Origin of the sequence: Photobacterium lutimaris, assembly GCF_003025555.1 — a bacterium.
In the GTDB taxonomy this organism is placed as follows: domain Bacteria; phylum Pseudomonadota; class Gammaproteobacteria; order Enterobacterales; family Vibrionaceae; genus Photobacterium; species Photobacterium lutimaris.
Window position 1 is genome coordinate 103,330 of record NZ_PYMH01000006.1, and the last position, 24,850, is coordinate 128,179.

The 24,850-nt window shown below is 48.7% G+C and carries 23 protein-coding genes; 13 read left to right on the forward strand and 10 right to left on the reverse strand.

The genetic code is table 11. From position 1 onward, the window contains the following. Nucleotides 1–150: 150 nt before the first annotated feature. From C9I99_RS13735 to yiaY, 4 genes are all read left to right on the forward strand, one after another. Nucleotides 151–1,626, forward strand: coding sequence for a NarK family nitrate/nitrite MFS transporter (locus C9I99_RS13735; protein ID WP_107349457.1), 1,476 nt, complete (start codon nt 151–153; stop codon nt 1,624–1,626). A gap of 63 nt (nt 1,627–1,689) precedes the next feature. Then, complete coding sequence (locus C9I99_RS13740; RefSeq protein ID WP_243734521.1) at nt 1,690–3,534, forward strand: bifunctional protein-serine/threonine kinase/phosphatase; 1,845 nt, start codon at nt 1,690–1,692, stop codon at nt 3,532–3,534. A gap of 288 nt (nt 3,535–3,822) precedes the next feature. Further along, nucleotides 3,823–5,331 (forward strand): lytic polysaccharide monooxygenase, encoded by a 1,509-nt coding sequence (locus tag C9I99_RS13745; RefSeq protein ID WP_107349458.1) that lies wholly within the window; start codon nt 3,823–3,825, stop codon nt 5,329–5,331. Nucleotides 5,332–5,689: 358 nt separating this feature from the next. Continuing rightward, nucleotides 5,690–6,838, forward strand: coding sequence for an L-threonine dehydrogenase (yiaY, locus tag C9I99_RS13750; RefSeq protein ID WP_107349459.1), 1,149 nt, complete (start codon nt 5,690–5,692; stop codon nt 6,836–6,838). Between the two features lie 85 nt (nt 6,839–6,923). On the opposite strand, the gene C9I99_RS13755 is transcribed toward yiaY, so the two are convergent. Next, nucleotides 6,924–8,075, reverse strand: coding sequence for a GGDEF domain-containing protein (locus C9I99_RS13755; protein ID WP_107349460.1), 1,152 nt, complete (start codon nt 8,073–8,075; stop codon nt 6,924–6,926). An 11-nt stretch (nt 8,076–8,086) separates the two neighbouring features. Continuing rightward, nucleotides 8,087–8,584 carry a putative pterin-binding protein gene (locus tag C9I99_RS13760; protein WP_107349461.1) on the reverse strand — a complete coding sequence of 166 codons (498 nt, stop codon included), beginning with the start codon at nt 8,582–8,584 and terminating at the stop codon, nt 8,087–8,089. A 484-nt stretch (nt 8,585–9,068) separates the two neighbouring features. On the opposite strand from C9I99_RS13760, the gene C9I99_RS13765 reads away from it, so the two are divergent. From C9I99_RS13765 to C9I99_RS13785, 5 genes are all read left to right on the forward strand, one after another. Then, nucleotides 9,069–9,725: an ABC transporter permease gene (locus tag C9I99_RS13765; protein ID WP_039458410.1), complete on the forward strand. Its 657-nt coding sequence runs from the start codon at nt 9,069–9,071 to the stop codon at nt 9,723–9,725. Nucleotides 9,726–9,753: 28 nt separating this feature from the next. Next, nucleotides 9,754–10,875, forward strand: a complete 1,122-nt coding sequence (locus tag C9I99_RS13770) for an ABC transporter ATP-binding protein (protein ID WP_107349462.1) — start codon at nt 9,754–9,756, stop codon at nt 10,873–10,875. Between the two features lie 3 nt (nt 10,876–10,878). Then, a complete protein-coding gene (locus C9I99_RS13775; protein WP_107349463.1) occupies nt 10,879–11,613 on the forward strand; it encodes an ABC transporter permease in 735 nt (244 codons plus the stop codon). Between the two features lie 17 nt (nt 11,614–11,630). Further along, nucleotides 11,631–12,518 carry a glycine betaine ABC transporter substrate-binding protein gene (locus C9I99_RS13780; RefSeq protein WP_107349464.1) on the forward strand — a complete coding sequence of 296 codons (888 nt, stop codon included), beginning with the start codon at nt 11,631–11,633 and terminating at the stop codon, nt 12,516–12,518. A gap of 75 nt (nt 12,519–12,593) precedes the next feature. Next, nucleotides 12,594–13,439: a nitrilase-related carbon-nitrogen hydrolase gene (locus C9I99_RS13785; RefSeq protein WP_107349465.1), complete on the forward strand. Its 846-nt coding sequence runs from the start codon at nt 12,594–12,596 to the stop codon at nt 13,437–13,439. A gap of 64 nt (nt 13,440–13,503) precedes the next feature. Here C9I99_RS13785 and cls read toward each other — a convergent pair whose 3' ends face one another. Next, nucleotides 13,504–14,961 (reverse strand): cardiolipin synthase, encoded by a 1,458-nt coding sequence (cls, locus tag C9I99_RS13790; protein ID WP_107349466.1) that lies wholly within the window; start codon nt 14,959–14,961, stop codon nt 13,504–13,506. 379 nt (nt 14,962–15,340) lie between these two features. On the opposite strand from cls, the gene C9I99_RS13795 reads away from it, so the two are divergent. The 4 genes from C9I99_RS13795 to C9I99_RS13810 all read left to right on the forward strand — a co-directional run bounded on the left by C9I99_RS13795 (nt 15,341) and on the right by C9I99_RS13810 (nt 19,078). Continuing rightward, entirely contained in the window at nt 15,341–16,774 is a 1,434-nt protein-coding gene (locus C9I99_RS13795; RefSeq protein ID WP_107349467.1) for a sodium-dependent transporter, read from the forward strand. Nucleotides 16,775–16,940: 166 nt separating this feature from the next. Next, nucleotides 16,941–17,627: a TIGR01621 family pseudouridine synthase gene (locus tag C9I99_RS13800; RefSeq protein WP_107349468.1), complete on the forward strand. Its 687-nt coding sequence runs from the start codon at nt 16,941–16,943 to the stop codon at nt 17,625–17,627. Between the two features lie 223 nt (nt 17,628–17,850). Beyond that, nucleotides 17,851–18,060 carry a hypothetical protein gene (locus C9I99_RS13805; protein ID WP_107349469.1) on the forward strand — a complete coding sequence of 70 codons (210 nt, stop codon included), beginning with the start codon at nt 17,851–17,853 and terminating at the stop codon, nt 18,058–18,060. 79 nt (nt 18,061–18,139) lie between these two features. Further along, complete coding sequence (locus C9I99_RS13810; RefSeq protein ID WP_107349470.1) at nt 18,140–19,078, forward strand: class I SAM-dependent methyltransferase; 939 nt, start codon at nt 18,140–18,142, stop codon at nt 19,076–19,078. A gap of 127 nt (nt 19,079–19,205) precedes the next feature. Here the strand turns inward: C9I99_RS13810 and gspS2 are convergent, their stop codons facing one another. The 7 genes from gspS2 to trpB form a co-directional block, all read right to left on the reverse strand. Then, a complete protein-coding gene (gspS2, locus tag C9I99_RS13815; protein WP_107349471.1) occupies nt 19,206–19,595 on the reverse strand; it encodes a type II secretion system pilot lipoprotein GspS-beta in 390 nt (129 codons plus the stop codon). A gap of 24 nt (nt 19,596–19,619) precedes the next feature. Then, a complete protein-coding gene (locus tag C9I99_RS13820) occupies nt 19,620–19,919 on the reverse strand; it encodes a YciI family protein (RefSeq protein WP_107349472.1) in 300 nt (99 codons plus the stop codon). 228 nt (nt 19,920–20,147) lie between these two features. After that, entirely contained in the window at nt 20,148–20,543 is a 396-nt protein-coding gene (gene yciA / locus C9I99_RS13825) for an acyl-CoA thioester hydrolase YciA (RefSeq protein WP_107349473.1), read from the reverse strand. Nucleotides 20,544–20,557: 14 nt separating this feature from the next. Then, the gene (locus C9I99_RS13830) at nt 20,558–21,097 is read right to left on the reverse strand and encodes a septation protein A (RefSeq protein WP_107349474.1); all 540 of its coding nucleotides are present in this window, start codon (nt 21,095–21,097) and stop codon (nt 20,558–20,560) included. A 127-nt stretch (nt 21,098–21,224) separates the two neighbouring features. Continuing rightward, nucleotides 21,225–22,499 (reverse strand): dicarboxylate/amino acid:cation symporter, encoded by a 1,275-nt coding sequence (locus C9I99_RS13835; RefSeq protein ID WP_107349475.1) that lies wholly within the window; start codon nt 22,497–22,499, stop codon nt 21,225–21,227. A gap of 341 nt (nt 22,500–22,840) precedes the next feature. Next, nucleotides 22,841–23,650, reverse strand: coding sequence for a tryptophan synthase subunit alpha (trpA, locus tag C9I99_RS13840; RefSeq protein WP_107349476.1), 810 nt, complete (start codon nt 23,648–23,650; stop codon nt 22,841–22,843). After that, the gene (gene trpB / locus C9I99_RS13845) at nt 23,650–24,840 is read right to left on the reverse strand and encodes a tryptophan synthase subunit beta (protein ID WP_107349477.1); all 1,191 of its coding nucleotides are present in this window, start codon (nt 24,838–24,840) and stop codon (nt 23,650–23,652) included. The genes trpA and trpB overlap by 1 nt, the downstream gene beginning before the upstream one ends. Nucleotides 24,841–24,850 lie beyond the last annotated feature (10 nt).

Genomic DNA, 24,850 nt, shown 5'->3' on the forward strand with positions numbered 1-24,850 from the left:
TGCTTATTAATAAAGCTTTGTTACATTATGGTGCTCTATATCTGGTAATTATTATTATTTGATTTTAAGTTGCTGATATTTTGTGATTAATAATATTGGTATGAACAATGCATTGATATTGGTAAGTCAGTATTAAAAGGAAACACCAAGATGTCAGAAACAGGCAAGTTCAATATCTTTTCGTTTAAAGGGAAAATGAAAATTCTCCACCTTAGCTGGTTTGCGTTTTTCATTACCTTCTTCGTATGGTTCAACTTCGCTCCGCTACTTCAATCGGTAAAAAGCTCATTAGGATTAACCACGGCAGAAATAAAGACCCTATTGATCCTCAATGTGGCTTTTACCATTCCTGCAAGAGTGGTTATCGGGATGCTCACCGATAAATACGGACCACGGTTAGTCTATTCCGCACTGTTAGCTGTTTGCTCTATTCCCTGCTTTGTCTTCGCTCTTGCCGACAGTTTTGTTCAGGCTGCGATAGCCCGTTTTGCGCTCGGGTTTATTGGTGCTGGGTTTGTTGTCGGGATCCGCTTGGTCTCTGAGTGGTTCCCACATAATGAACTGGGCACGGCCGAGGGCATTTATGGCGGGTGGGGTAACTTTGGTTCGGCTGCTGCTGCCTTTACCTTACCCACTGTCGCTATTATGTTCGGTGGCGAAGATGGGTGGCGTTATGCCATGGCTATTACCGGTGTGATGAGCCTGCTTTTCTCCTTTGTGTTTTATGCCAACGTGACGGACACACCAAAAGGGGCGACCTATTTTAAGCCGAAGCAGTTAGGAGCGATGGAGGTGACGTCCAAAGGTGACTTCTTCCTGTTGCTCTTCATGAAGTTGCCTATGTATGGGGCGTTGGCCTTGTTGGCTTGGAAACTGTCACCGTCGGGGATCGGAATGCTTGGTGATGATACCGTCATGGGGACCTATGTCGTTTTAGCCTTGATTTACTGCTACGAAGTCTTACAGGTGTGGCGCGTCAATAAAAACGTGTTTGAAAAACCGGTTCCCGAGGTACATCGCTACAAGTTCAAGCAAGTTGCGGTGTTGAACGTGTTGTACTTTGCGACTTTTGGCTCTGAGTTGGCTGTCGTTTCAATGCTGCCGCTGTTTTTCTCGGAAACCTTTGAGTTAACCCCTGTGATGGCAGGGATGGTTGCGTCTGCCTATGCCTTTATGAACCTAATGTCTCGTCCTGGCGGAGGCTGGATCTCTGACAAGTTTGGCCGTAAACCCACCTTGCTTATCTTGACTGCCGGATTGGCTGCCGGTTACTTCCTGATGGGGCAGGTCGACAGCAGCTGGCCGGTCTGGCTAGCGGTGGTTGCCGCGATGGCATGCTCTTTCTTCGTCCAGTCGGGTGAAGGGGCTGTTTTTGCCACCGTACCACTGATCAAGCGCCGGATGACCGGACAGATCGCCGGGATGACCGGTGCTTACGGTAATGTCGGGGCCGTGTGTTATCTCACTATTTTATCAGTGGTTGATTACAGCACCTTCTTCTATGTGATTGCAGCAACGGCGGTAATCGGCTTTATCACCTTGTTGATGATGGAAGAGCCAAAAGGACAGATTGCGGAAGTGAATGAAGACGGCAGTATCATGATGATTGATGTCGCTAATCGATAAGCCTTTCCGGCTTACTCGGCAACGGTTGAGTAAGCCGGTTAAGTAGTTTGAAAGGTGATGTGTATGAGCGAGATAATGCACCCGAAAGTAACCGCTGACTTGAAGCGGGAAAATCATCAACAGGTTAAGGAAACCAATACCTTGCAACTGGATATTGGCGGGTGTTCGGTGGCGGGGCGTAAATCCAGCAATCAGGATGCCTTTGCGGTTTACCAGCCCAAGCGGCGTGATGAGCGTTTGCACAAGGGGATTGTCGCCTGCCTTGCCGATGGCGTGAGCTGTAGCGATCAAGGCCAGAAGGCGAGCCAATTATGCGTCACCCAGTTTATCGAAGAGTACTATGCAACCCCGAAAACATGGGGGGTAAAGCAATCAGCAGGAAAAGTGCTTAATGCTTTAAACCAATGGCTGTTTAACCAAGGTAGCCAAAGTGAACTGCAGCACAATGGCATGGTAACCACTTTCTGTGCGGTGATCATTAAATCTAATACCGCTTATATCATGCATGTGGGGGACACCCGCGTCTATTTATACCGCGATCAGGCACTGATCCAGCTCACTCAAGATCACCGTCGTCATCAATATGGCCAGCAATATTTTTTAACCCGCTCGCTAGGCATGGACAGCCATATCGAAGTGGATTTCCAGCAATTACGGGTAGAACAAGGTGATCGCCTGCTAATGGTGACCGATGGGGTTCATGAATGGCTGGGAGAAGCGGAGATCCAACACCATTTATCTTCAGCGGCTTTATCGCCATCAGCGTTGCCTGCCGAACAACAATTAACGCAGTTGGTGGATGCCGCGCTAGAAGCTGGAAGTCAGGATAATGCATCAGGCTTGCTGCTGGAGGTGACTTCTCTTCCCACGCTGACTATGGATGAATATATCGAGGAGCTGACAAGGCGGGCCATTCCCCCCGTGATGGTAGAGGGGAATCGGATTGATCAGTACCGAATTTTACGGGTCTTGCACAGTGGGCCGCGCAGCCATATTTACCTGGCAGTCAGTGAGTTTGATAATAAGCGCTATGTGCTGAAGATGCCTTCGATGAACTTTGCAGAAGATTACGTGTACTTGCAAGGCTTTGTCCGTGAAGGTTGGATCGGTGAACAGGTATCCCATCACAGAATCATGAAGATTTATCCTTTTTCTCGCCATTCATCGTTTCTCTACCATGTTTGTGAGTGGATAGAAGGCAAATCACTACGTCAATGGATGGAAGATAACCCTTTTCCTGACTTGGAAAAAGTGCGAGTAATGACGGAGGAAATAATTAAGTCCGTTCGAGTTTTACAACGTCACAGACTTATTCACCGTGATATTAAGCCAGAAAACTTGATCGTTAATCAATTTGATCAAATTATCATTATTGACTTTGGCTCAGTGCATTCAGAAAATTTTGATGAACTAAACACTCTTGTAACAGAAACCCTCCCTGTTGGCGATATTAAATATTTATCACCAGAAGGTTTATTAGGGGAAGAAGTAACTATGAGGTCTGACATGTATTCAATATCTATCATTATTTACGAGATGTTGACTGGTTATTTTCCCTATTCATTTCCAACGACATTTTTCTCACCGCTTGCACCTAAGTCCTCAGAGCGATCAAAATCATCAACGTCACTAAATCAATGGCCTCAATATATTCCCTTGGGGAATTATCGTGATGACTTGCCCTCGTGGCTGGATGTGGTGCTCCGCAAAGGCTGTTTCCCTCAAGCCAGCCAGCGTTATGAGGCATTATCTGAAATAGTGAGTGATATCTATCACCCATCTTCTCAGGTAATAAAGCAGGCAAGTAAGCGCCCATTGAAGAGTAAGAGTCCGGTCAAGTTCTGGAAAGTAATGTCGCTTTGTTTGTTTTTTGTTGTTCTTGTTCAGCTTTTCATCATGGTTGGCTAATATTACCCACTTAAATTAAGCCGCTATTATTATTGGTGAGGTAAATGATTTTTGATGAATTAAATATTTCACTACAGCAAATTATTTTTATTAATCTTAATAAATAGAAATTAAATGAGATCATCCTTCCATTACTAATTACTGTTTTTTGCTGGCAATTGAAAACAATCTATAAATATACCTAAGTCATTTCAATATACCGGTTCAACTTGAACCAAATTTGAAGTGACTTATCTTTATATATCGTCAGCTGAAGGCTAAACAAAATAATCATAATGGAATCTAAACATGAAAAAAGTAATTCCCCTTTCTTTGGGGGCTATGTCGGTCATGGCAGCCCTTTCCCCGTTATATGCCAGTGCTCACGGCTGGGCCGATTTCCCGGCGGCACGTCAAGTGATCTGTGAATCAGATGGCGGTCACTGGGGGCCATCGGATGGCTCGCAGATCCCTAATGAAGCTTGTCGTGCTGCATTCCAGGAATCTGGTACTTATCCTTTGGTGCAGAAGAATGAATTTGCGGCTTTGACCAAGGACTACACCAATATGGATGCGGTCAAAGCGGCGGTACCAGACGGGACTATCTGCTCCGGTGGCGATCCACGTAAGAGCGGGATGAGTGTTGCGTCACAGCAATGGCAGCGTACGGATATGAAAGCCGGTGAAACCTTTACCTTGCGTTATCGTGCAACGGCACCGCATAACCCGAGCTTCTGGCAGTTCTACCTGTCCAAGCCTAGCTACAATGCCGCCCATAGCCGTTTGGGGTGGGATGATCTGGAGTTGATTGATACTGCGGGTAACGTGGAAGTGACACAAGAAGGCAGCGGCAAATACTACTACATCGATGTAACGCTTCCGAGCGGGCGCAGCGGTGAAGCGACACTGGTCTCTCGCTGGCAGCGCAATGACCCAGCCGGTGAGGGCTTCTATAACTGCAGTGATATTCGCTTTGATGGTGAAGTGTTGCCACCTGAGTGGACCTCCAAAGGCCAGTACGTTAAACCGGGTGTTGAAGCCCAAGATGGCGATAGCGTTTGGTTCCGCCTCTTCAATAAGCAAGGTTCGGAGATTGTATTCGAGAAACTGGCTATCACGGCAGCGAACGAGAATATCAATACGTGGTCCTATGAACTGGCTCAGTTGATCAACGAGAAATACGCGACTGTTACCCAAGTAGGTATTGAAGAAGCATCAGGCGACATCATTTATCAGCCATCGGACTTGTATACCAACCAAGTCTTTGTCATCAACGCGGAATACAACTATGCCCTGGATGTACGCGACGGGGACGTGATTGAACCTGCCCCGGTAACAGTTCAAGGTTTAGAAAGCACTTATACCCAGGGCGCAGACGGTAAAACCGACATCAATGCCACAGTGGGGTCTGAAGGCCGCTATTTAATCAATATGAAGCTGCTAGATAGTACTGGTCACCAGTTGGCATTGGCCAGTGATATTGTCGACAACGGTCAGATTGACTTGTCGCTGTTTACGACCCAAACCGGATCGTTCAGTGTGGTTGTGACTGCTGCCGAACAAGACAGCAGTGAACATAAGGTGGTTGAGAGCAAGTCACTGACTATCAAGGATAGCTCAGGTGGTGGCGATTATGACTACGCTTACCCGGAGGGGATCGGTAGCTATGTTCCTGGCCAGACGGTGGTGCTGGGTCGTGATGGCAGCACCTATCAGTGTCGTCCTTTTCCTGAAGGGGGTTGGTGTAATATTGACTCGCCATATCACTATGAGCCGGGATTCGGTTCTGCTTGGCAAGACGCTTGGATCAAGCAATAAACAATAACTAACGATGTGTTGGATCAGATAAACGCTGGCATAAGCCAGCGTTTTTTTATGAGTGTCAAATCACAAATTACCGTCATGTTTAGTGATAAATCGAATATCAGCGTTTCCTGCGGTGGACAATGTTGATATGTAACCTGTTGATTTGGTGATCTGGTTCAAACTACACAGGATGCATTTTTCCTGGCGATTTATAACTTGTCCAAGATCAATTTGTTGCACGCATTTCAGGTGGTAGTTTTTATTCGCAAAGAGTGAGACGGATTACGTCTAGCCTGTTTGAGCATAAACAAAGATGCTATTTGTAAGTGGGTTAAGGTAATTAGTTTTTGATAATTAAGGGTAATCTATCATGAGTAGTGCATTTTTTATTCCAGCGGTAAACTTGATGGGCGCGGGCTGCCTGACTGAAGCCGCTGATGCGGTGAAAGCGCATGGCTTTAAAAAAGCCTTGATTGTAACTGATAAAGTGCTGAGCCAAATTGGTATGGTCAAGCAGGTAGCGGAGTTGTTGGCACAGCGTGATGTTGATTCTGTTGTCTTTGACGGTACACAACCAAACCCAACGATTGGAAACGTGGAAGCGGGCTTGGCACTGCTGAAAGACGGTGAATGTGACTTTGTCATTTCATTGGGTGGCGGTTCTCCACACGATTGCGCCAAGGGGATTGCATTAGTGGCATCCAATGGCGGTAAGATTGCCGATTATGAAGGTGTTGATCAATCAGCGAAACCTCAGCTGCCGCTGGTTGCAATAAACACGACTGCTGGTACGGCAAGTGAAATGACCCGCTTCTGCATCATTACAGACGAAGCGCGCCACATCAAAATGGCTATTGTTGATAAAAACACCACACCACTGATGTCGGTTAACGATCCTGAGCTGATGTTGGCTAAACCGGCATCTTTGACTGCGGCAACCGGTATGGATGCGTTGACTCATGCGATTGAAGCTTATGTGTCGACTGCGGCAACGCCAATTACCGATGCTGTTGCAATTAAAGCTATCGAATTGGTTCAAGCCCATTTACGTACTGCGGTGAAGGATGGCCAGAACATTGAAGCCCGTGAGCAAATGGCGTACGCACAGTTCATGGCAGGTATGGCATTCAACAACGCCTCGCTAGGCTATGTACACGCGATGGCGCACCAGCTAGGTGGTTTTTACGATCTACCACATGGTGTATGTAATGCCGTATTGCTACCACATGTTCAGCGTTACAACGCACAGGTTTGTCCAGAGCGTCTAAAAGATGTGGCAAAAGCGATGGGCGTAAATGTGGAAGGTATGACAGCAGAGCAGGGCGCAGATGCGGCACTGGAAGCGATTCAGGTACTGTCTAAAGATGTTGGTATTCCTGCGGGTCTTCAGCAGTTGGGTGCCAAAGAAGAAGATATTGCTGTGCTGGCAGATAATGCGCTGAAAGATGCTTGTGGTTTCACTAACCCTAAACAAGCAAGCCACGAAGAGATTTCTTCTATTTTCGCTGCGGCAATGTAAGCCTTTTTCAACCACTGCATTATTGATACTTTCGCCCACCAATTGGTGGGCATTTTTGTTTTTATTGCTTAGGTTTAGAGGTGATTTAGATCCCCCTCGAAAATGGTTTTACTTTGGAAGAAGTGCTACCGGGCTTCGTTGTCTGTATCGTGGGGGAAGTAAAATGCAGTACCCCATTTTTACCTTGCTGTTTGATCTCGTACATTGCAAAGTCAGCCTGTTGAAGGACTTCACTCACGCTCGATGCATTGAGTGGGAATTCGCTGCTGCCGATGCTGGCGGAAATTGCGAAAGTCCTGCCATTCAACACTGTTGGTTGCTGGAAACTGTTGAGGAGTTTTTGGCTGATATTGATTTCGTGCTGAACCGAGAGGGACTCGATAACCGCAAACTCATCTCCGCCCATACGGGCGACGTGGTAATGCTCTCCGCTGAGTGCCGCCAGCCTTGTCGCCACCACTTTCAGCAGTTGATCACCTATGTGATGCCCTTGGGTGTCATTGATCTGCTTGAAACCATCTAAATCAACAAGGTAGAACCGAAAGGGCTGCTGAGCATCAACTAACTCGTTAAGGTGATTGTTGAGCCACAACCGGCTGTGGATACCGGTTAGGGTATCGCTCATCGCCAGCTTGCGCATGGATGTTGATTCGCGCCATAGCGCCCAGAATAAAATCCCGCCTAGCAGAACGATGGCACATAGTAGGAAGTAGATAAGTAATTTCATTGTTTGGGTCGCTTCTACCCGTTTCAACAGATCCCCACTAGAAAGGCGGAATTTGTGGCTGAGGAAAACCACCAGGTTTTCGTAGCGTTCTTTTACTTGCGTGATCAATGCTTGTTCAGGATCGCCCGGTTCTAGGGCAATGAGTTGTTGTTCGATGGACTGGATATAAGCAAACTGTTTGCTGATTTGGTGGTAGGCACCATCAAAGTGATAAAGGTGGCTGATATGGGTGTTGGTCAGAATGGTTGTAAATCGGCTCCACAAGATTTCATATTGCAACATCATATCATTGTGATCACTGTTGCCGGATGCGTAACGATGCAGTTGGTGATGAAACTCGGCATATTCCTTGTTGAGCTGAAGCACGTACCACGCTGCTTCATTCTGACTGTTGGCAATGGTGTCTGAATTGCGTTTTAAGGCTGCCACCGCAATCAAAATACTGATAATAAGCAGAGGGGTTATGTAGGTGAGCAGGGAGGTGATTTTACGGCTACGACAATTTCCCATATTACGACTCACTAGTGGGCTTCAATAACAGTCAGTTGCCAAACCATGTTGGCAAGATGCTTGGTTTCTTCGGCTGCCGGGTGCTCATTGAGTGAGATAATGAGCCAATAAGGACCGTAATCGCGCACTTTTAAATATTGGCCATCTTTTTTTATTGCCAGTAACGGATTGTATTGTGTGATGTAGTCATGGCTGATAACGACGGAATAATCGTTGAGGGCAAGTAGCTTTAACTTGCGGGTCGACAAATTCAAATGCTCGATGAGGGTGAGTAATCGGACCCCCTCGAAGGTGGCACTCTGCTCAAGCCAAGGCAGATGGGTTGACAGTGTAGTTTGGGGGAGCTGCTCGAGTTGGTCGCGCGCGAGCTCAAGTGTCAGTTTGTCACCTGATAGGCTTTGACCCGTAATCGCCAGTGGGATCGGTTTACTCCATGCTCCGAATGCAGCGAAAAGCCCTATTGAAAAAAGAAGATAACACATCATTAGCTTCGAATATGCTCGCGGCATTGGCCCTCCCACAACATTCATCCTGAATTATATATTTTGTTAATTTCAAGGTGCTTGGTTCCGCAAGCTACTGCTAAACCCTGTAGCGTCAAGTCACCTGAGTATAATTGTAGTTGCTTATCTTAAATATGAGTCAAAGAATCCCCAACAAAATACAACGAGTTCATTGTATTTTTATATTTTTAGTTTTTATTAATAATCAGAATGTTAAGTAATTTATGTTTGTTTTTTGCACGGCGATAAGTGGTGAGATCAAAATAATTTCTGAAAAAACTTGAGGTAGTCAGGGTAACTCACTAGAATCCCCCTTCCTTTTTCACTTGTATGACTAGTGGTCAGAAAAGTGATGCTTATGGTGAAAACCATGTCTATCAGGGCGGAGCCCCTGTTTTGACAACCTTGTGGTTGTATCAATGTTTCCGGCGCCTAAGCGGAAATAATCATTAAACAATCTGTGTTCAACTCGTAAATCCAGGAGTGCAAATTGGAAATTTTCAATTTCGTTCTGGACAACTGGGATGTCATTGTCTCTCGAACTGTAGAGCATCTGTCATTAGTGAGCCTGGCCGTTGGTCTTGCCATGATGACAGGGGTACCTATTGGTATCGCAATTACCCAGAATCAGCGTGTCGCCAATGTGGTGCTATACGTTGCGTCCATTATCATTACGATCCCTTCTATTGCCTTGTTTGGGATCATGATCCCTGTGCTGTCGATTATCGGCCAGGGTATTGGTTATCTGCCTGCAGTGATTGCGGTTTTGCTGTATTCGCAGTTACCCATTATCCGTAATACCTACACCGCAATTAACAACGTTGACCCAGCCTTGCGCGAAGCGGCAAGGGGCATCGGCCTGACCAACATGCAACGCCTGCGACTGGTGGAAATTCCACTCGCGATCCCGGTGATTATGGCGGGTGTACGTACCGCTGTTGTCATGAATATCGGCGTGATGGCAATCGCCACATACATTGGTGCCGGTGGTCTGGGAACCTTCATTGCTCGAGGGATCAGCCAGTCTGACCCACGCCAACTGATTGTTGGTGCGGTAGCTGTGAGCCTGTTGGCTATTTTTGCCGACACGGTTTTGGCGAAAATCCAGAAGAAATTCACACCGAAAGGTGTCGTCGTTCACGGCTAAAGATATACGAATTTAAGAGGGCGTTTTCATGATTCAACTTGAGAACCTGACAAAAGTATTTGAAACACCACAGGGTGTGGTGACAGCGGCCGATCATATCAACATGGAAGTACCGACCGGCGAAATCTGTGTCCTGTTGGGTCCGTCTGGCTGTGGTAAAACCACCACGCTAAAAATGATTAACCGCTTGGTGACTCCAACATCTGGCCGTGTATTGATCAATGGCGAAGATACCACCGGTATCGACACCGTGACGCTGCGCCGTAACATCGGTTACGTTATCCAGCAGATTGGCCTGTTCCCGAACATGACCATTGAAGAGAACATTAGCCTGATCCCGAAGCTGATGGGATGGGATGCCAAGCGTTGTACCCAGCGAGCGAAAGATCTACTGGATATGGTGGCACTGGACCCCAATGCCTTCATGAAGCGCTACCCGAATGAACTTTCAGGTGGCCAGCAACAGCGTGTGGGTGTGATCCGTGCGTTGGCGGCCGATGCACCGGTACTTTTGATGGATGAACCCTTTGGTGCAATCGACCCAATCAATCGCGAAGTGATTCAGGAAGAATTCCTGAAGATGAACAAAGAGCTGAAGAAAACCATCATGTTTGTGTCTCACGACATTGATGAAGCGGTGAAGATGGCTAACAAAGTAGCAATCTTCCGCGATGGCCAGCTTGAGCAGTACTCAAGCCCGGATCAGCTTTTGGCGCATCCTGCGACCGACTTTGTCGCTGATTTTGTCGGAACCGACCGCACGTTGAAGCGCCTTCAGCTATCGACGGCCGGTGACGTAATGGAGCGTCAGGTGCCAACGGTATCGCCGAGTGATTCGTTGGAGGTTGCCCTGCAGCGCATGAATGATTACGGCCACGGCATGATTGTGATGGTGAACAACCAGCAGCAGCCTGTCGGTATGATCACCAAACCGGTGGCGATGAGCCAGCGCGGGTTATGTAGCGACCATTACGACGGCTTGCCTATCTTGATGAAGCAAGAACAGGATTTGCGTGCTGTTGTTTCCAAGATGTTTGCCCATGATATTAGCTGGCTGGCTGTCGTTGATGAGCAGGGCCAGCTATGTGGCGAGATTTCACAGCGTGGTATTACACACCACCTGGGAGCCAGTTTCCGTAAAAAGGGGTAAGGGATGAAGTCAATTAACTTAAGCCCTTACTTCAACGCACTGTTGCTGGTCACGGTATTCCTATTAGGGATCTGGGTGCAGTCATCTGGCTTTGTCGAGCAGTTTGTCTATTACTGGGACGAAATCCTGTATCTGTCAGGCCACCATATCAAGCTGACGCTGATCTCTGGTTCAATTGCGATCCTTGTGGGTGTGCCGGTCGGTATCATTCTTAGCCGTCCGTCTTGCCGAAAATCGGCTGACGTGGTGATGCAGATCTTCAATATCGGTACCACGGTACCGACGCTGGCGGTACTGGCGCTGTCGATGAGCTTTTTGGGTATTGGTGATAAGCCGGCAGTATTTGCCCTGGCTTTTGCGTCCGTGTTGCCTATTTTGCGCAATACCTACACCGGCTTACTTTCTGTGCCGGCGCACTTGAAAGAAACGGCTACCGGTATTGGTCTGACGCCGGCTCAGCAGTTGGTGAAAGTGGAATTGCCTAATGCGATGTACGTCATTATGGCGGGTATCCGCACCGCATTTGCTATCAATATCGGTACGGTGCCTCTGGCGTTCCAGATTGGTGGTACTGGTCTGGGTGAGCTGATCTTTGCCGGTATCGATCTCTATGACACGCCGATGATGCTGGCGGGTGCGATCCCGACTGCGGTGTTGGCGCTGATCATGGATGTAATACTGGGTATGGTAACCTTCTTGATTGTGAGCAAGGGTGTGAACCCTAACCGTAACGAATGACACGGAGTGAAACAAAGATGAAACGCGTTATCTCTCTATTGGCTGCCGTGGCAATGACGTGTGCTTTTTCGGCACAGGCCGCTGGCAAGCTTGTGGTTGGCGGTAAGGGCTATACCGAGCAGCTGATCATGTCCTCGATGACGGCACAATACCTGGCTGGCCTTGGTTATAATGTAGACCAGCGTGATGGTATGGGCTCAACGGTATTGCGTACCGCGCAGCTGAACGGTCAGGTTGATTTGTACTGGGAATATACCGGTACCGGTCTGGTGACGTTCAACAAAGTGGTCGAGAAGTTGAGCCCGGCTGAGACTTACCAGCGGGTAAAAGCGCTGGATGAAAAAGTCGGCCTGATCTGGCTTGACCCATCACAGGCAAACAATACTTATGCGCTGGCAATGCGCAAGGATTTTGCCAAAGAGAAGGGGATCGAGTCGATCACCGACATGATGAACTGGCTGCAGTCTGAAGATGGCAAAGATGCGCAGATGGCAAGTAATGTGGAGTTCTCGGCGCGCCCGGACGGCTTGAAGTCATTGCTTGCTGCCTATGAATTCGAGATGCCGCGTCGAAACCTGCGCAAGATGAATTCAGGCTTGGTTTATCAGGCGCTGTCCCAGGAAGTGGTTGATATCACAATGGTGTTTGCCACCGATGGCCGTGTGAAGGCATTTGATTTCTATGTGCTGAAAGATGACCGCAACCATTTTCCTAACTACGCCCTGACGCCAGTTGTCCGTCAAGATACGCTAGCGGCCAACCCTGAATTGGCTGCGCAGCTTAACGTGCTGTCGGCGCTGATGAACGATGACACGATGTCGGGCCTGAATGCGTTGGTTGATGTTGACGGTTTGTCGATTGAGCGCGTCTCGCGCCAGTTCCTGGAGCAAAACGGTCTACTGTGATCATTCTCGATACAGTTACCTCGCATCCTTAATTATCCAAAGGCCAGCGTCCGCTGGCCTTTTAAGGTTTTTATCATGACTAAAGAAGTATTACATGTCGGTATTGCCCAGATCGCACCTGTACTGGGCGATGTCGAGGCCAATCTGCAAAAACACCTGAACTATATCAAACAGGCTCGCGAGCTAGGTGTTGAAGTGTTGCTGTTTCCTGAGCTGTCGTTAACCGGGTATAGCTTGCGGGAAAAAACGCTGGGTGTGGCGATGGGGACCGATCATCCATTGCTTAAGCAGCTCGCTGATGCTGCCGGAGATATGATCGTGAGTGCCGGTTTTATCGAAGAGGCTCAGGCTGGTGAGTTTTACAATGCGCAGGCGATGGTGACAGACGGTCGTGTACTGCATGTACATCGTAAAATGAACTTGCCTAACTACGGTGGGCTGGAAGAAGCCAAGTGGTATAGCAAAGGTCAAGCGCTCGAGCCTTGCGAGGCTATCGCCGGCTGGCCGATGCACACGCTAATTTGTGCCGATCTATGGAACCCGGCTTTGCCGCACCTAGCAATGCTGGATAAACCGGCACTGATGCTGGCCCCGGTTAACTCAGCGGCTGATATTGTGTCTGATGAGTTTTCTAACCCGCAAGGCTGGAAAACCAATACCGACTTTATCTCGATGACCTATGGTGTGCCTGTGATGATGGCAAACAGCTGTGCCTTGGAAGGCAACAGTCGATTCTGGGGGGGCTCTCGTATCCTGGATGCTTTCGGTCACTGCTTGGTAGAAGCCGGCGGTGAGGAAGCGTTGATCAGTGCTACGGTATCAATCAAAGATACCCGCGAGGCGCGATTCCAGCTGCCGACTATCCGCGATGCTGACAGCCGCTTGGTACTGGACTTGCTGGCGAAGCGAATTGGTAAATAACAAAAATAAAAAAGGCCGTTATGGCCTTTTTTATTGTGCGTAGTTCGAGCCTAAAACAATCAATCTATAACAGCGGGCTGAACATATAGAAGAACTGTTCAATCAGCTTGTTGCTGATATGCCGCTCCTCCCATTTGGACCTGTCGACCAAGCTTGAATCGCTCATATATTCTTTCTGCAGCCAGTTAAGCTGCTTGGTGAACTCGGGATTATCCACCGCCAATGTGACCTCGAAGTTCAGCCACAGGCTGCGCATATCCAAGTTAACCGTACCAATCAGGCAGTGGGTACTGTCGATCACCACGGACTTGGTATGTAGCAAGCCGCCATGGAAGCGGTGAATGCGGACCCCCGCAGCAAGCAGTTCTGAGAAAAAGGAGCGGCTGGCCCATTCCACCATGATTGAGTCATTCTTATCCGGGATAATGATATCGACAGTGACGCCGCGGTGTGCTGCGCCTTTCATCGCGTGCAGCAAGTTTTCACTCGGGACAAAATATGGCGTGGTGATCACCACACTTTCTTTGGCTTGGTAAATGCTTAGCAGCAGCGCTTGGTGGATGATCTCATCAGGCATGCCCGGCCCAGATGGGATCACCTGAATCATATCCGAGGCTTCTGCCTGACTGGGTAGCGAGCACTCGGGAAGTTGTGGTAAGAATCGGTTACCCGTTTCCACTTCCCAGTCCCACGCTTGGATACCGTTGAGCACTGCAACAGACGGTCCCGTAACTCTTACCATGACATCGATCCACTGACCGACGCCGGCATCCGTTTTGAAATAGGCCGGGTCAACCAAGTTCATTGACCCGGTGTAACCGATCTTCTCATCAATGACAACGATCTTGCGGTGCTGACGCAAGTCCATTCGGCGTAGGAACATCCTAAATGGTGTTACTGCCAATGCTTCGACAATTTCGATGCCCGAATGACGCATCAGCTTTGGCCAATGGGAGCGGAAGAACCGCATGCTGCCAGCGGCATCAAGTAATATCCTGACCTGCACGCCACGTTTAGCGGCCATAACCAACGCTGTGGCCACTTCATCGGCTAACCCACCTGGATGCCAGATATAAAACTCCATATGGATAGAAGCTTCGGCTTGGTGAATATCTTCGATCAAGGAGCGCAGTATCGTTTGCGGAGAGTCTTGCAGTGAAAGGCTATTACCACTCAAGGCTGGAATCCCAAGCCGGTTTTCACACAGATCGCTAAGAGGACGGGCATGCTCGCTCATGAGTTCTGGCTGGTGGCCGGGGCAGTCATTTAATCGTTGGAACCAGTCAGCGAAAGGTTCGAACATGACTTTGGCTCGCTGGGCGCGCTTTTTACCTAAATTGAGCTCACCGAACAAGAGGTAGGCGATCACCCCGCCGATTGGAATGATATAGATGATCATGAGCCAAGCGAGGGAGACACCGACCACCCTGCGCTTGAATACAATGCGCATGGTTACGGCTGCGATCATCAACCAATAGAAGAAGACACCGGCCCAAGCTAGAACTTGATAGAACTGTTCCATACGTATTTTTTTATGCGTTTGAAGTTTTACTCTATTTTGCATTGAAACTAGAGGAATACCAGCGAAATTTTACGCGAAATATGTGCTAAGTTTGATAAGAGGAAATCACTGAATTGTAGGAGGAATGTGAAATTAGCACGCGTCATTCGTGCAAAATATAAGCAAAACGCGAAGAAATGATGTAGAAAAGCAGTAAATGATCAAAATTTAGAAGCGCGGGCTTCACATTCTAATCGCAACCTGTTTTACTTGCCATATATAGAGCGTTAATAACAACCTTATAAGTGTGTACATAAGTTTACACCCAACTTTACACAACATATTCTCGACGCCTATGACTAGCAAACTCTAGCAAACACAACAAAACCTTGGAGAGAACGTGGCTACTAGTAATACAACCACACAACCCCGCGATAGCTGGGGGTCAAAATTAGGCTTCGTTATGGCCGCGGCAGGATCCGCAGTAGGTCTTGGTAACATCTGGAAGTTCCCATACACAGCTGGTGAAAGTGGTGGTGGTGCTTTCGTAGCTATTTACCTATTGTTCGTTATCTTTATCGGTTTCAGCGTTATGCTGACTGAATTTGCCGTGGGCCGTAAGACAGGGCTATCCGCTGTAGGTGCATTTAAATCAACTGATCGCCGCTGGTCGTTTGTCGGCGTGATCGGCGTAGTGAGTGGCCTACTTATCATGGGCTTTTATCCGGTCGTCGGTGGCTGGGCTATTGCGTACATCTACAAAATTGCGACAGGTCTACTGAGCACACCAGAAGCGATTGGTGATAGCTTTGGTAGTTTTATCTCTAACCCAATTCAACCTCTGTTCTGGATGGGGCTGTACCTTATCTTCAACATCTTGGTTGTGATCAAAGGGATTTCAGGCGGTATTGAGAAAGCAGGTAAGATCCTGATGCCTCTACTGTTCGCTATCCTTATCTTGGTTGCCGTTAAGGGGCTAAGTCTTCCTGGTGCATCGGCTGGTCTTGAGTTCCTGTTCAAACCTGATTTTTCTAAAGTTGACAGTACCGTTGTACTGGCAGCACTGGGGCAGGCTTTCTTCTCCCTGAGCTTGGGTATGGGTTGTATGATCACATACGGTAGCTACCTGAAGAAGAAAGAGAACTTGGTGCAAACCACGGCAATGGTAACGGCAATGGATACCGCTGTTGCAATTCTTGCGGGTGTGGCGATGTTCCCTGCAATGTTTGCATTCAGCATGGAGCCGGCAGCGGGCCCTGGTTTGATCTTCGTGGTTGTTCCTCAGCTATTTGCTGAAATGGGCGGCATCGTGGGTCTACTGCTTGCACTGCTGTTCTTCATTGGCCTGAGTGTCGCGGCATTGACCTCGTCGGTATCACTGCTTGAAGTGGTCGTGTCATACCTGATTGATGAAAAAGGCTTGAAGCGCTCAACCGCTGTTTTCTCGGCAAGTGCTGTCATGGCTGTGTTGTGTATCTTTGCATCGCTTTCTCTTGGTGGCTTAGGTCCAACATTGTTCGAGACCGGTGCGTTCGATATTTTTGACCTGCTAACGGATAAGATCTTCTTGGCCGTTGGCGGCATGCTGGTCTGTATCTTTGCTGGCTGGCGCCTGAGCCGTAGCGAGCTTGAAAAAGAAATCACGAATGATGGTGAGTTCAAGTTCCCATTGTTCGGTCTATGGTACAACTTAGTGAAGTACGTTATCCCATTCGCTATCGCGATTGTGGCGATTGCTGGTGTGAAAGCTGGCTTTGATATCGGAAAAGGTGAAATCATGGTACTGGGCCTTGTTATTATTGGTCTTGGTGGTTTGATTTCCAAAAAGCTGTAAGTTCACTATGCTGTGGACCTAGCAGCAGGGACACAGCTTAGGACCTCATAACGGGAGCCAGTGGCTCCCGTTTTTTATTGGGTGCTGCTGGCCCTGTGGAAATATTAGCGATAAGCGGTATACTTCGCACTCCAACGCCGGAGCCCTCAGCCAAGAGCCAATCAACATGTTCGATATTCTTCATACCCACCCAGACTTTCTTGTGATTAATAAGCACCCTAACGTTTCTGTCCATAAAGATGATGGCGATGTGATGCTGTTGCAGGAAGTGGCAAAGTTGAGTGGGGATAAGCAGCTTTATCTCATCCACCGTTTGGATAAGATGACGTCGGGATTGCTATTGCTCGGTCGCAACCGTGAGGCTGCCGCCGCGTTATCCCAGTGTTTTGCTGATCGCAACGTCGAGAAATTCTATTTGGCTATTGGCACTAAGAAGCCAAAGAAAAAGCAAGGTGTTGTCATCGGTGACATGACCCGTTCGCGACGCAGTAGCTGGAAGCTGGAAAGCAGTCGCGAGAACCCGGCGGTCACCCAGTTTTTCTCAGCCGCCGCAGGCCAGGGCCGGCGGTTGTTTTTGTGTAAACCGTATACTGGTAAAACCCACCAGATCCGTGTTGCACTGCGCAGTGTCGGCTCAGGGATCACCGGTGATAATATTTACGGCAATGAATCGGCGGACCGCGGCTACCTTCATGCCTATGCGCTGCGCTTTCCCTATGCCGAGCAGCAATGGCAATTTATCTGTCAGCCAACCCAGGGGGAGCTGTGGCAAGTAGCTGAAACTCAGCAAGTGTTGACAGAATGGACCGCGCCTTGGGAACTGGCTTGGCCGCTTTTGCCTGGAAAGAAGTAAGAAGCGCCCGGGCAGAGTTAATGGGGGAGTTGGTTGCTCTTTAACCACTAATCGTCAAATTGATGTGGAAAAATAGGGCTTAATGATAATAAATTGTTTAAACCCCGTATTTTTCCTTGCTGAACGGCGACCAACTGCTGCTATTTTGACCTTTCACAAATTACATTACCGTGTGGTTTCACTTATAATACCGGTCTAGGACTTACCTAGACCGAGATTCAATATGCGCCTTACCCGCTCCGTATCGCTTCGTATGCGATTGAAGAAAAAAAAGAACCAATCACGTTTTTGGGGGCTGGCGTCATTTCGTCGACAACGTAAAATAGTCAAAAATCGTACCCGCCGCCAACGCCAAACCCGCCTTCAGGCAGAATATGTTCACCTCGCTAGCTGCCGCCAACCAGAACATGAAAACCTCAAGCTGGTTGCTTGATGCTATGCCGTTTTGGGCTGAATGGATTGATTCAGCTCTGTTATACTACCGCCCCTGAATTGACCAACGCAGTAGAAATATGGAACCGAGTGCATTAATAAACCTTGAGCAACATCTTATGGCTGAGCTGGCGACACCGCCAAATGAAGTGCGCCGGTTATTCCATGGCCGTGGCCGCTGCTGGCCGGGTCTTGAGCAATTGACGGTCGACTGGTTAAGCGGACAAGTGCTTGTTTCGCTCTTTAAAGAGCCGTCTGAAGAATTCTTGGCACAATTGCAGCGCATGCTTGAGGCGTTGGTTGACACTCCGATATGGAAGCAGTCCGGGGCAACATCATTATTGCTTCAGCACCGTGACCGTCAGGGCTCACCGATGGATGTGCTGTGGGGCGAGAGCCGCGAATACCAGGATGTGATGGAGAATGGCCTCAAGTTCAAGTTGGATCTTGGCCGTAAGCAGAACAATGGCTTGTTTTTGGATATGCGCTACGGCCGCGATTGGGTCATGCGCCATGCCGAAGGCAAGCGGGTGCTGAACCTGTTCGCTTATACCTGTGGTTTCTCTGTGGCTGCTATTGCCGGTGGAGCTGAGCATGTGGTCAACCTTGATATGGCCAGAGCCGCTCTGAGTCGAGGCCGCGATAATCACCACTTGAACCAGCATGACTTGTCCAAAGTCAGCTTCCTTGGTCATGAGTTGTTCAAATCATGGGGCAAGGTGCGCAAACTTGGCGAGTATGATCTGATCATCATCGACCCGCCCTCGTTCCAAAAAGGCAGTTTCGCCCTGACCAAGGATTACCAAAAAATCCTACGTCGCTTGCCTGATCTGCTGACAGAGAACGGTCAGGTGTTGGCTTGTGTCAACGATCCGGGTGTGTCGTCGTCTTTCTTGATTGAGGGGATGGCTGCGGAAGCGCCTGAACTTGTTTATCAGCATCGCTTGGAAAATCCACCGGAGTTCAAAGATATCGATCCGGAAGGTGGGTTAAAAGTGTTGTTGTTTGAACGGTCGTAGCCGTATTGATGCAAAAGCAAAAACGCCAGCAAGACTGGCGTTTTTTGTATCTGACTTCTAATCACCGGAACCGCGATGATTGAAGCTTCACTTTTGGTTGGTTAGCTCTAGTCTATAAAGCCTAATGCTAATTCACGATTTGGCTACAGATCTCAGCCGTGATCGGCTGGGTCACCATCGGGCGGCCACGCATATCCATAATGACGATGTTGTAATTAACCCCCTCGTTAACCATCGGACTCAGCTCTACGCTGTTGCAGTAGTTGATTACAGCACTTTGGGCTGCCTTCGTCGGTGGTGTATTACCGCCACCACCGTACAAGATGGTGATCTCGACAATATTTTCTCGCGCCTGGGCTTTCATGATCTGGTATTGATCAATTTTCTCGTATGGGGCTTTGTTGTTGATTGCCATGGCTCGGGCTTTCGCCAGATCCAAAACGGCCTGTTGCTCAGCATTTGAAGAACAGCCAGCCAACAAGACAGCGCCTAATAAAACGAGGGTGCGTTTTAGCATAACGTTGTTATCTCAAATTACGGGTTATGGAAGTACTTTCTTGAACGGTTTGACGATAACCTTCTCGTAAACACCGGCTTCGATGTACGGATCGGCATCGGCCCAGGTTTGGGCGTCGTCCAAGGAGTTGAATTCGGCAATCACGGTCGAGCCAGTAAAGCCCGCTTCACCCGGATTGTCACTATCGATGGCGGGCATCGGACCGGCAACCAGTAGGCGGCCTTGTTCTTGGAGGTTTTTCAGTCGAGCCAAATGTTTCTCGCGGACGCTCAGGCGGCGCTCAAGGCTATTTTCGACATCTTGGGAAAAAATAACGTACCACATGTAACTCGCTCCTTGTAACTGCCGACCTCTATATATGGGTGAGACTCAGTGAGGTGGCAATATGTGACAAATTTTTCTTATCATAAATGAAAAAAAAAGCCCTAGCATTATGTTAGGACTTTTTTGCGGCTTTCTGCACTGTTCTATACCAGTCTGCATAAGTCTGTGACCGCCGTTAACATAGCAAATGGCAACGCTCAATGACTTATAGAGATTGGCACGAAACGGTTACTTTTTTACTGGGCGTGGGCGACCGTTGCTGTCAATAGCAACATAGTTAAATGTGGCTTCACAGACACGGTAGCGTTCACCAACACCATCAATTGCCACAGGCTTAACCCATACCTCAAGCGCGACACTCATTGATGAGTTACCGATGCGGCTGCATTCGCCATAGCAACAGACAACATCACCCACGCTGACAGGGGCTTTGAAGGCGATGCTATCGACAGACACGGTAACAACGCGGCCACCTGAGATCTCTTTTGCTAAGATAGCACCGGCTAAATCAAGTTGAGACATAATCCAGCCACCAAAGATATCACCGTTGGCGTTGGTGTCGGCTGGCATTGCAAGGGTGCGAAGCAGCAATTGCCCGCGAGGAATATTATTTTCTGATGTCATGATGCGGCTCTGTATTACTCTGAATCAGGTTCTTTTGGCATATGGTGGTAAATATAGCCGCCGGTGGCAAGGGTAAAGATCAAAGTCAGGATTAATAGACCGAAGACTTTGAAATTAACCCACACATCCAGCGGTAAACGAAAAGCAATATAGACATTCACGACGGCACATACAACGAAAAACAGTGCCCAAGCGCCATTGATTCGGTTCCAGACCGGATCCGGCAGGCTGATTTCTTTGCCTAACATACCTTTTATCAGCGGTTTACCTAGCAATTGACTGATAGCCAGCCCAACAGCAAAAATGCCGTATACAATGGTGACTTTCCATTTGATGAAGTTGTCATCGTGCATGAAAATCGTTAGCCCGCCAAACACGGCAACGATGACAAACGTCACCAGTTGCATTTTCTCTACTTTTTTGTACAGCATCAAGGTTACAGCGAGTTGAATAGCGGTAGCGATAATTAACGCCCCGGTCGCTACATAGATGTCATGGGTTTTATAGAGAATAAAAAATATAACAAGAGGAATAAAATCAATCAGTTGCTTCATGTTAAGTGTTGTTAACCATTCTGAGGGTTTCTGGGTACATAGTACCTCAGTAAGCAAAAAGCTGCAGGTTTAAACCTACAGCTTATTGTTTTTTATCTCAGTGAGCCGAGCTCAGTACCGCGTTTAGTTAGCTGCGGTGGCTTGATTCCGGCTCTGGCGTGTCCTGCGGTGCGTCGTTGATCATATTATCGACAATCACGGCACATGCGGCATCACCGGTGATGTTCAGGGCGGTACGGATCATATCGAAGATGCGGTCAAGGGCAAACAGCAGCGGCAGGCCTTCAATTGGGATACCGGCGGCAAGCAATACGGCTACCACCAAGAATGATGGTCCCGGTACACCGGCCTGACCAACAGCACCTAGGGTTGAGGTGATGATAATGGCCATGTAGGCACCCATACCCAACTCAATATTGAACATCTGGGCAAAGAAGATTGCGACCAAGCCGTAATAGATGGCATTGCCGCTCATGTTAATAGTTGCGCCAAGTGGAAGAACGAACGAGGCAGTAGAGTTCTTCACACCAAGCTCTTCTTCACATACTTCCATGGTCACCGGGAGGGTTGCCATTGAAGAAGCCGTAGATAGTGCGACGGCCTGTGGCTTTTTCATTGCCGATAAGAACTTACGCGGTGAGGTTTTGCTAAAGACCTTGATCATGGCAGGATAGAAGATAAAGCCATAGATCAGAATCGCGATGATGTAGACCACAAATAGCTTGAACACCACCATCAGGGCACCAAAGCCAAAAGTACCGACAGCATCAGCCATCAGGCCGAATACCCCCAACGGAGCGACTTTCATTACGACGTTGATCATCCATACCATGGCGTCGACAATGGCATTAACACCGTTGATAAGAGGGTCACGGCGCTCTTTTTCCAACTTTGAAACAGCGATACCGAAGAAAAGGCAGAAAACCAAGATTTGGAGGATATTCGCTTCGTTCAGAGATTGGAAAACATTGGTTGGGATCATACCCAGTACGGTTGCCCAGAACGTCGGCATTTCACCTTTATCGGCATAGACGTTGGAGAACATGCCTTCGACGCCAGTCATGTCGACACCCACACCCGGCTGGAAGACCACCCCCATAAATAGGGCAAGCGCAACAGCGACCGCGGAAGTCAGGCCGAAAAAGCCCAGCGTCGACAGGCCGACTTTTCCTGCCGATTGGCTACTGCCAAGGCCGGCTGCACCGGAGATAATCGCCACGGCAACCAATGGGATCACCAACATTTTGATCAGATGGATGAAGATGCTGCCCAGCGGGGCAAACATACTGGCAGATTGACCCATCATCGCACCGACCAGGGTCCCCACACACATGGCTATGACGACTTGTACGCCGATATTGCCAAACAGTCCTTTTTCTTTTAACACGGTTAGATACCTCAGTTGTGTTCAATATTGTTCGCAAATCTATTGGCGATTTGTTCTGTAATTGTAGTAATTGTTAATTCAATAGTTCGCGCGTGTGTTTTTACACGGAATTATCAGGTTAATCAATCCTTCTTTTACCAGATTGGCGTTATTGGCTTTCAATCTAGTCATTATTGATACCTGGCGTTAACAAGTTGGTTACTGTATGGGGGGAGGGAAAAGAGATCTTTGATCTCGATTAATATTACCGAACAGAGCATAAATCAGTTAGGTATTCATTCTCGGTATCATAGAAAAACCGCCCACAAGGTTACTTGGGGCGGTTTTATATAGGTCGGCATGCTGCCCGGGGGCAATTAACGCTTACGCGTCGCAGCCTTCATATTGCTGATGAAACTGTGCATATTGCCCAGCATGGCATCATGGTCATCGAGGTTGTTCTCAATCACTTTTACGACCGCAGAGCCAGAGATTGCCCCCGCTGCGCCAGATGCAATTGCTTCGGCAACTTGCTGTGGTTCGGAAATGCCAAAACCAAGCAGGGCCGGAGGCGCATTGTGCGCCTTGAGGCTATCAAGCAGATGGTTGATTGGTGCGCCCGCTTTGGTTTCGGTACCGGTAACGCCTGCTCGTGACAGTAAGTAGGTGTAACCGCCGCCGAACTCAGACACGGTTTTCAGCGTCGCCTCATCGGCATTTGGTGGGGCGATGAAGATCGGGTGGATGCCGTACTTGGCCGCAGCAACGCGGAATTCTTCCGATTCTTTTACCGGCACATCGGCAACCAATACCGAATCAACGCCCGCTTTGGCACATTGCTGGTAGAAGTTTTCGATGCCATTAGCAAACACCAAGTTGGCGTACATCAGCAGGCCGATTGGCATGTCTGGGTACTTGGCTCGGATTTGGCTCAGCAGATCAAAACAGACCGCTGGGGTGGTGCCAGATTCAAGGGCACGGATCGTTGCCCCTTGAATCGTTGGGCCATCAGCCAGAGGATCGGAGAACGGGATCCCAAGTTCAAGGGCATCAGCGCCCGCTTCGACTAAGGTCTCGATGACTTTCAGTGACTGTGCCGGGGTCGGATCACCGATAGTGACAAAAGGAACAAATGCGCCTTCGCTTTTTGCCGCCAGGCGTTCAAATTGGGCTTGGTAACGATCCATTACAGCACTCCTTTTGCATCTAAAATATCGTGTACAGTGAAAATATCTTTATCGCCACGGCCTGACAGGTTAACGACCAGTAGCTGTTCTTTTTCTGGGTTTTCTTTGATCATCTTCAAGGCGTGAGCCAGCGCGTGAGCGGATTCAAGCGCAGGGATGATCCCTTCGCTGCGTGCGAGCTCTTGGAAAGCATCCAGCGCTTCGTCATCGGTAACCGCTTCGTATGTTGCGCGGCCAATCGCATTAAGGTGGGCATGTTGTGGGCCAACCGATGGGAAATCCAGACCTGCTGATACCGAGTAAGACTCTTCAACCTGGCCGTGCTCGTCCTGCATCAGTGGCGCTTTCATGCCAAAGAAGATACCCAGTTTACCGTGTTTAAGCGGTGCGCCGTGCATGTTGGTATCCAGACCTTTACCTGCAGGCTCTACGCCGATCAGGCCAACATTCTCCTCTTGGATGAAATCAGAGAACATACCGATAGCGTTAGAGCCACCGCCGACACAGGCGATAACCGCATCAGGCAGTCGACCTTCTTTTTCAAGGATCTGAGCTTTAGTTTCTTCGCCGATGATGTGCTGGAATTCACGTACAATGGTCGGGAATGGGTGAGGGCCTGCAGCGGTGCCCAGCAGGTAGTGCGCCTTGTCATACGTCGCGGTCCAGTCACGCATCGCTTCGTTACAGGCATCTTTCAAGGTCGCGGATCCCGAGTGCACAGGGATCACTTCTGCGCCCATCAACTTCATGCGGAACACGTTCGGACTTTGGCGTTCAACGTCTTTGGCGCCCATATAAACGCGACACTTAAGGCCTAGCAGTGCACAGGCTAGGGCGGTTGCTACACCGTGCTGACCAGCACCGGTTTCGGCAATGATCTCGTCTTTGCCCATGCGCTTAGCCAGCAGTGCCTGACCAAGTACCTGGTTGGTTTTGTGAGCACCGCCGTGCAGTAAATCTTCACGCTTTAGGTAAAGCTTGGTTTTCGTACCCTTGGTGAGGTTCTGGCATAACGTCAGAGCGGTAGGGCGGCCTGCGTAATCTTTTAGCAGGTCGATAAACTCTTTCTGGAACTCAGGATCTTGCTGGGCTTCGGTAAAAGCGGCTTCCAGTTGGTCCAATGCTGGGACGAGGATTTGCGGTACGTACTGACCACCAAACTCGCCGAAGTAGGCACTTATCTTACTCATGGTTTATTTT

Coding starts and splice junctions, on each gene's coding strand:
- C9I99_RS13810 (WP_107349470.1), top strand. CDS start 18,140: ATGGAACCGAGTGCATTAATAAACCTTGAGCAACATCTTATGGCTGAG.
- C9I99_RS13770 (WP_107349462.1), top strand. CDS start 9,754: ATGATTCAACTTGAGAACCTGACAAAAGTATTTGAAACACCACAGGGT.
- trpA (WP_107349476.1), bottom strand. CDS start 23,650: ATGGATCGTTACCAAGCCCAATTTGAACGCCTGGCGGCAAAAAGCGAA.
- yiaY (WP_107349459.1), top strand. CDS start 5,690: ATGAGTAGTGCATTTTTTATTCCAGCGGTAAACTTGATGGGCGCGGGC.
- gspS2 (WP_107349471.1), bottom strand. CDS start 19,595: ATGCTAAAACGCACCCTCGTTTTATTAGGCGCTGTCTTGTTGGCTGGC.
- C9I99_RS13760 (WP_107349461.1), bottom strand. CDS start 8,584: ATGCCGCGAGCATATTCGAAGCTAATGATGTGTTATCTTCTTTTTTCA.
- C9I99_RS13755 (WP_107349460.1), bottom strand. CDS start 8,075: ATGGGAAATTGTCGTAGCCGTAAAATCACCTCCCTGCTCACCTACATA.
- C9I99_RS13775 (WP_107349463.1), top strand. CDS start 10,879: ATGAAGTCAATTAACTTAAGCCCTTACTTCAACGCACTGTTGCTGGTC.
- C9I99_RS13800 (WP_107349468.1), top strand. CDS start 16,941: ATGTTCGATATTCTTCATACCCACCCAGACTTTCTTGTGATTAATAAG.
- yciA (WP_107349473.1), bottom strand. CDS start 20,543: ATGACATCAGAAAATAATATTCCTCGCGGGCAATTGCTGCTTCGCACC.
- C9I99_RS13740 (WP_243734521.1), top strand. CDS start 1,690: ATGAGCGAGATAATGCACCCGAAAGTAACCGCTGACTTGAAGCGGGAA.
- C9I99_RS13820 (WP_107349472.1), bottom strand. CDS start 19,919: ATGTGGTACGTTATTTTTTCCCAAGATGTCGAAAATAGCCTTGAGCGC.
- trpB (WP_107349477.1), bottom strand. CDS start 24,840: ATGAGTAAGATAAGTGCCTACTTCGGCGAGTTTGGTGGTCAGTACGTA.
- C9I99_RS13780 (WP_107349464.1), top strand. CDS start 11,631: ATGAAACGCGTTATCTCTCTATTGGCTGCCGTGGCAATGACGTGTGCT.
- C9I99_RS13805 (WP_107349469.1), top strand. CDS start 17,851: ATGCGCCTTACCCGCTCCGTATCGCTTCGTATGCGATTGAAGAAAAAA.
- C9I99_RS13745 (WP_107349458.1), top strand. CDS start 3,823: ATGAAAAAAGTAATTCCCCTTTCTTTGGGGGCTATGTCGGTCATGGCA.
- C9I99_RS13785 (WP_107349465.1), top strand. CDS start 12,594: ATGACTAAAGAAGTATTACATGTCGGTATTGCCCAGATCGCACCTGTA.
- C9I99_RS13735 (WP_107349457.1), top strand. CDS start 151: ATGTCAGAAACAGGCAAGTTCAATATCTTTTCGTTTAAAGGGAAAATG.
- C9I99_RS13830 (WP_107349474.1), bottom strand. CDS start 21,097: ATGAAGCAACTGATTGATTTTATTCCTCTTGTTATATTTTTTATTCTC.
- cls (WP_107349466.1), bottom strand. CDS start 14,961: ATGGAACAGTTCTATCAAGTTCTAGCTTGGGCCGGTGTCTTCTTCTAT.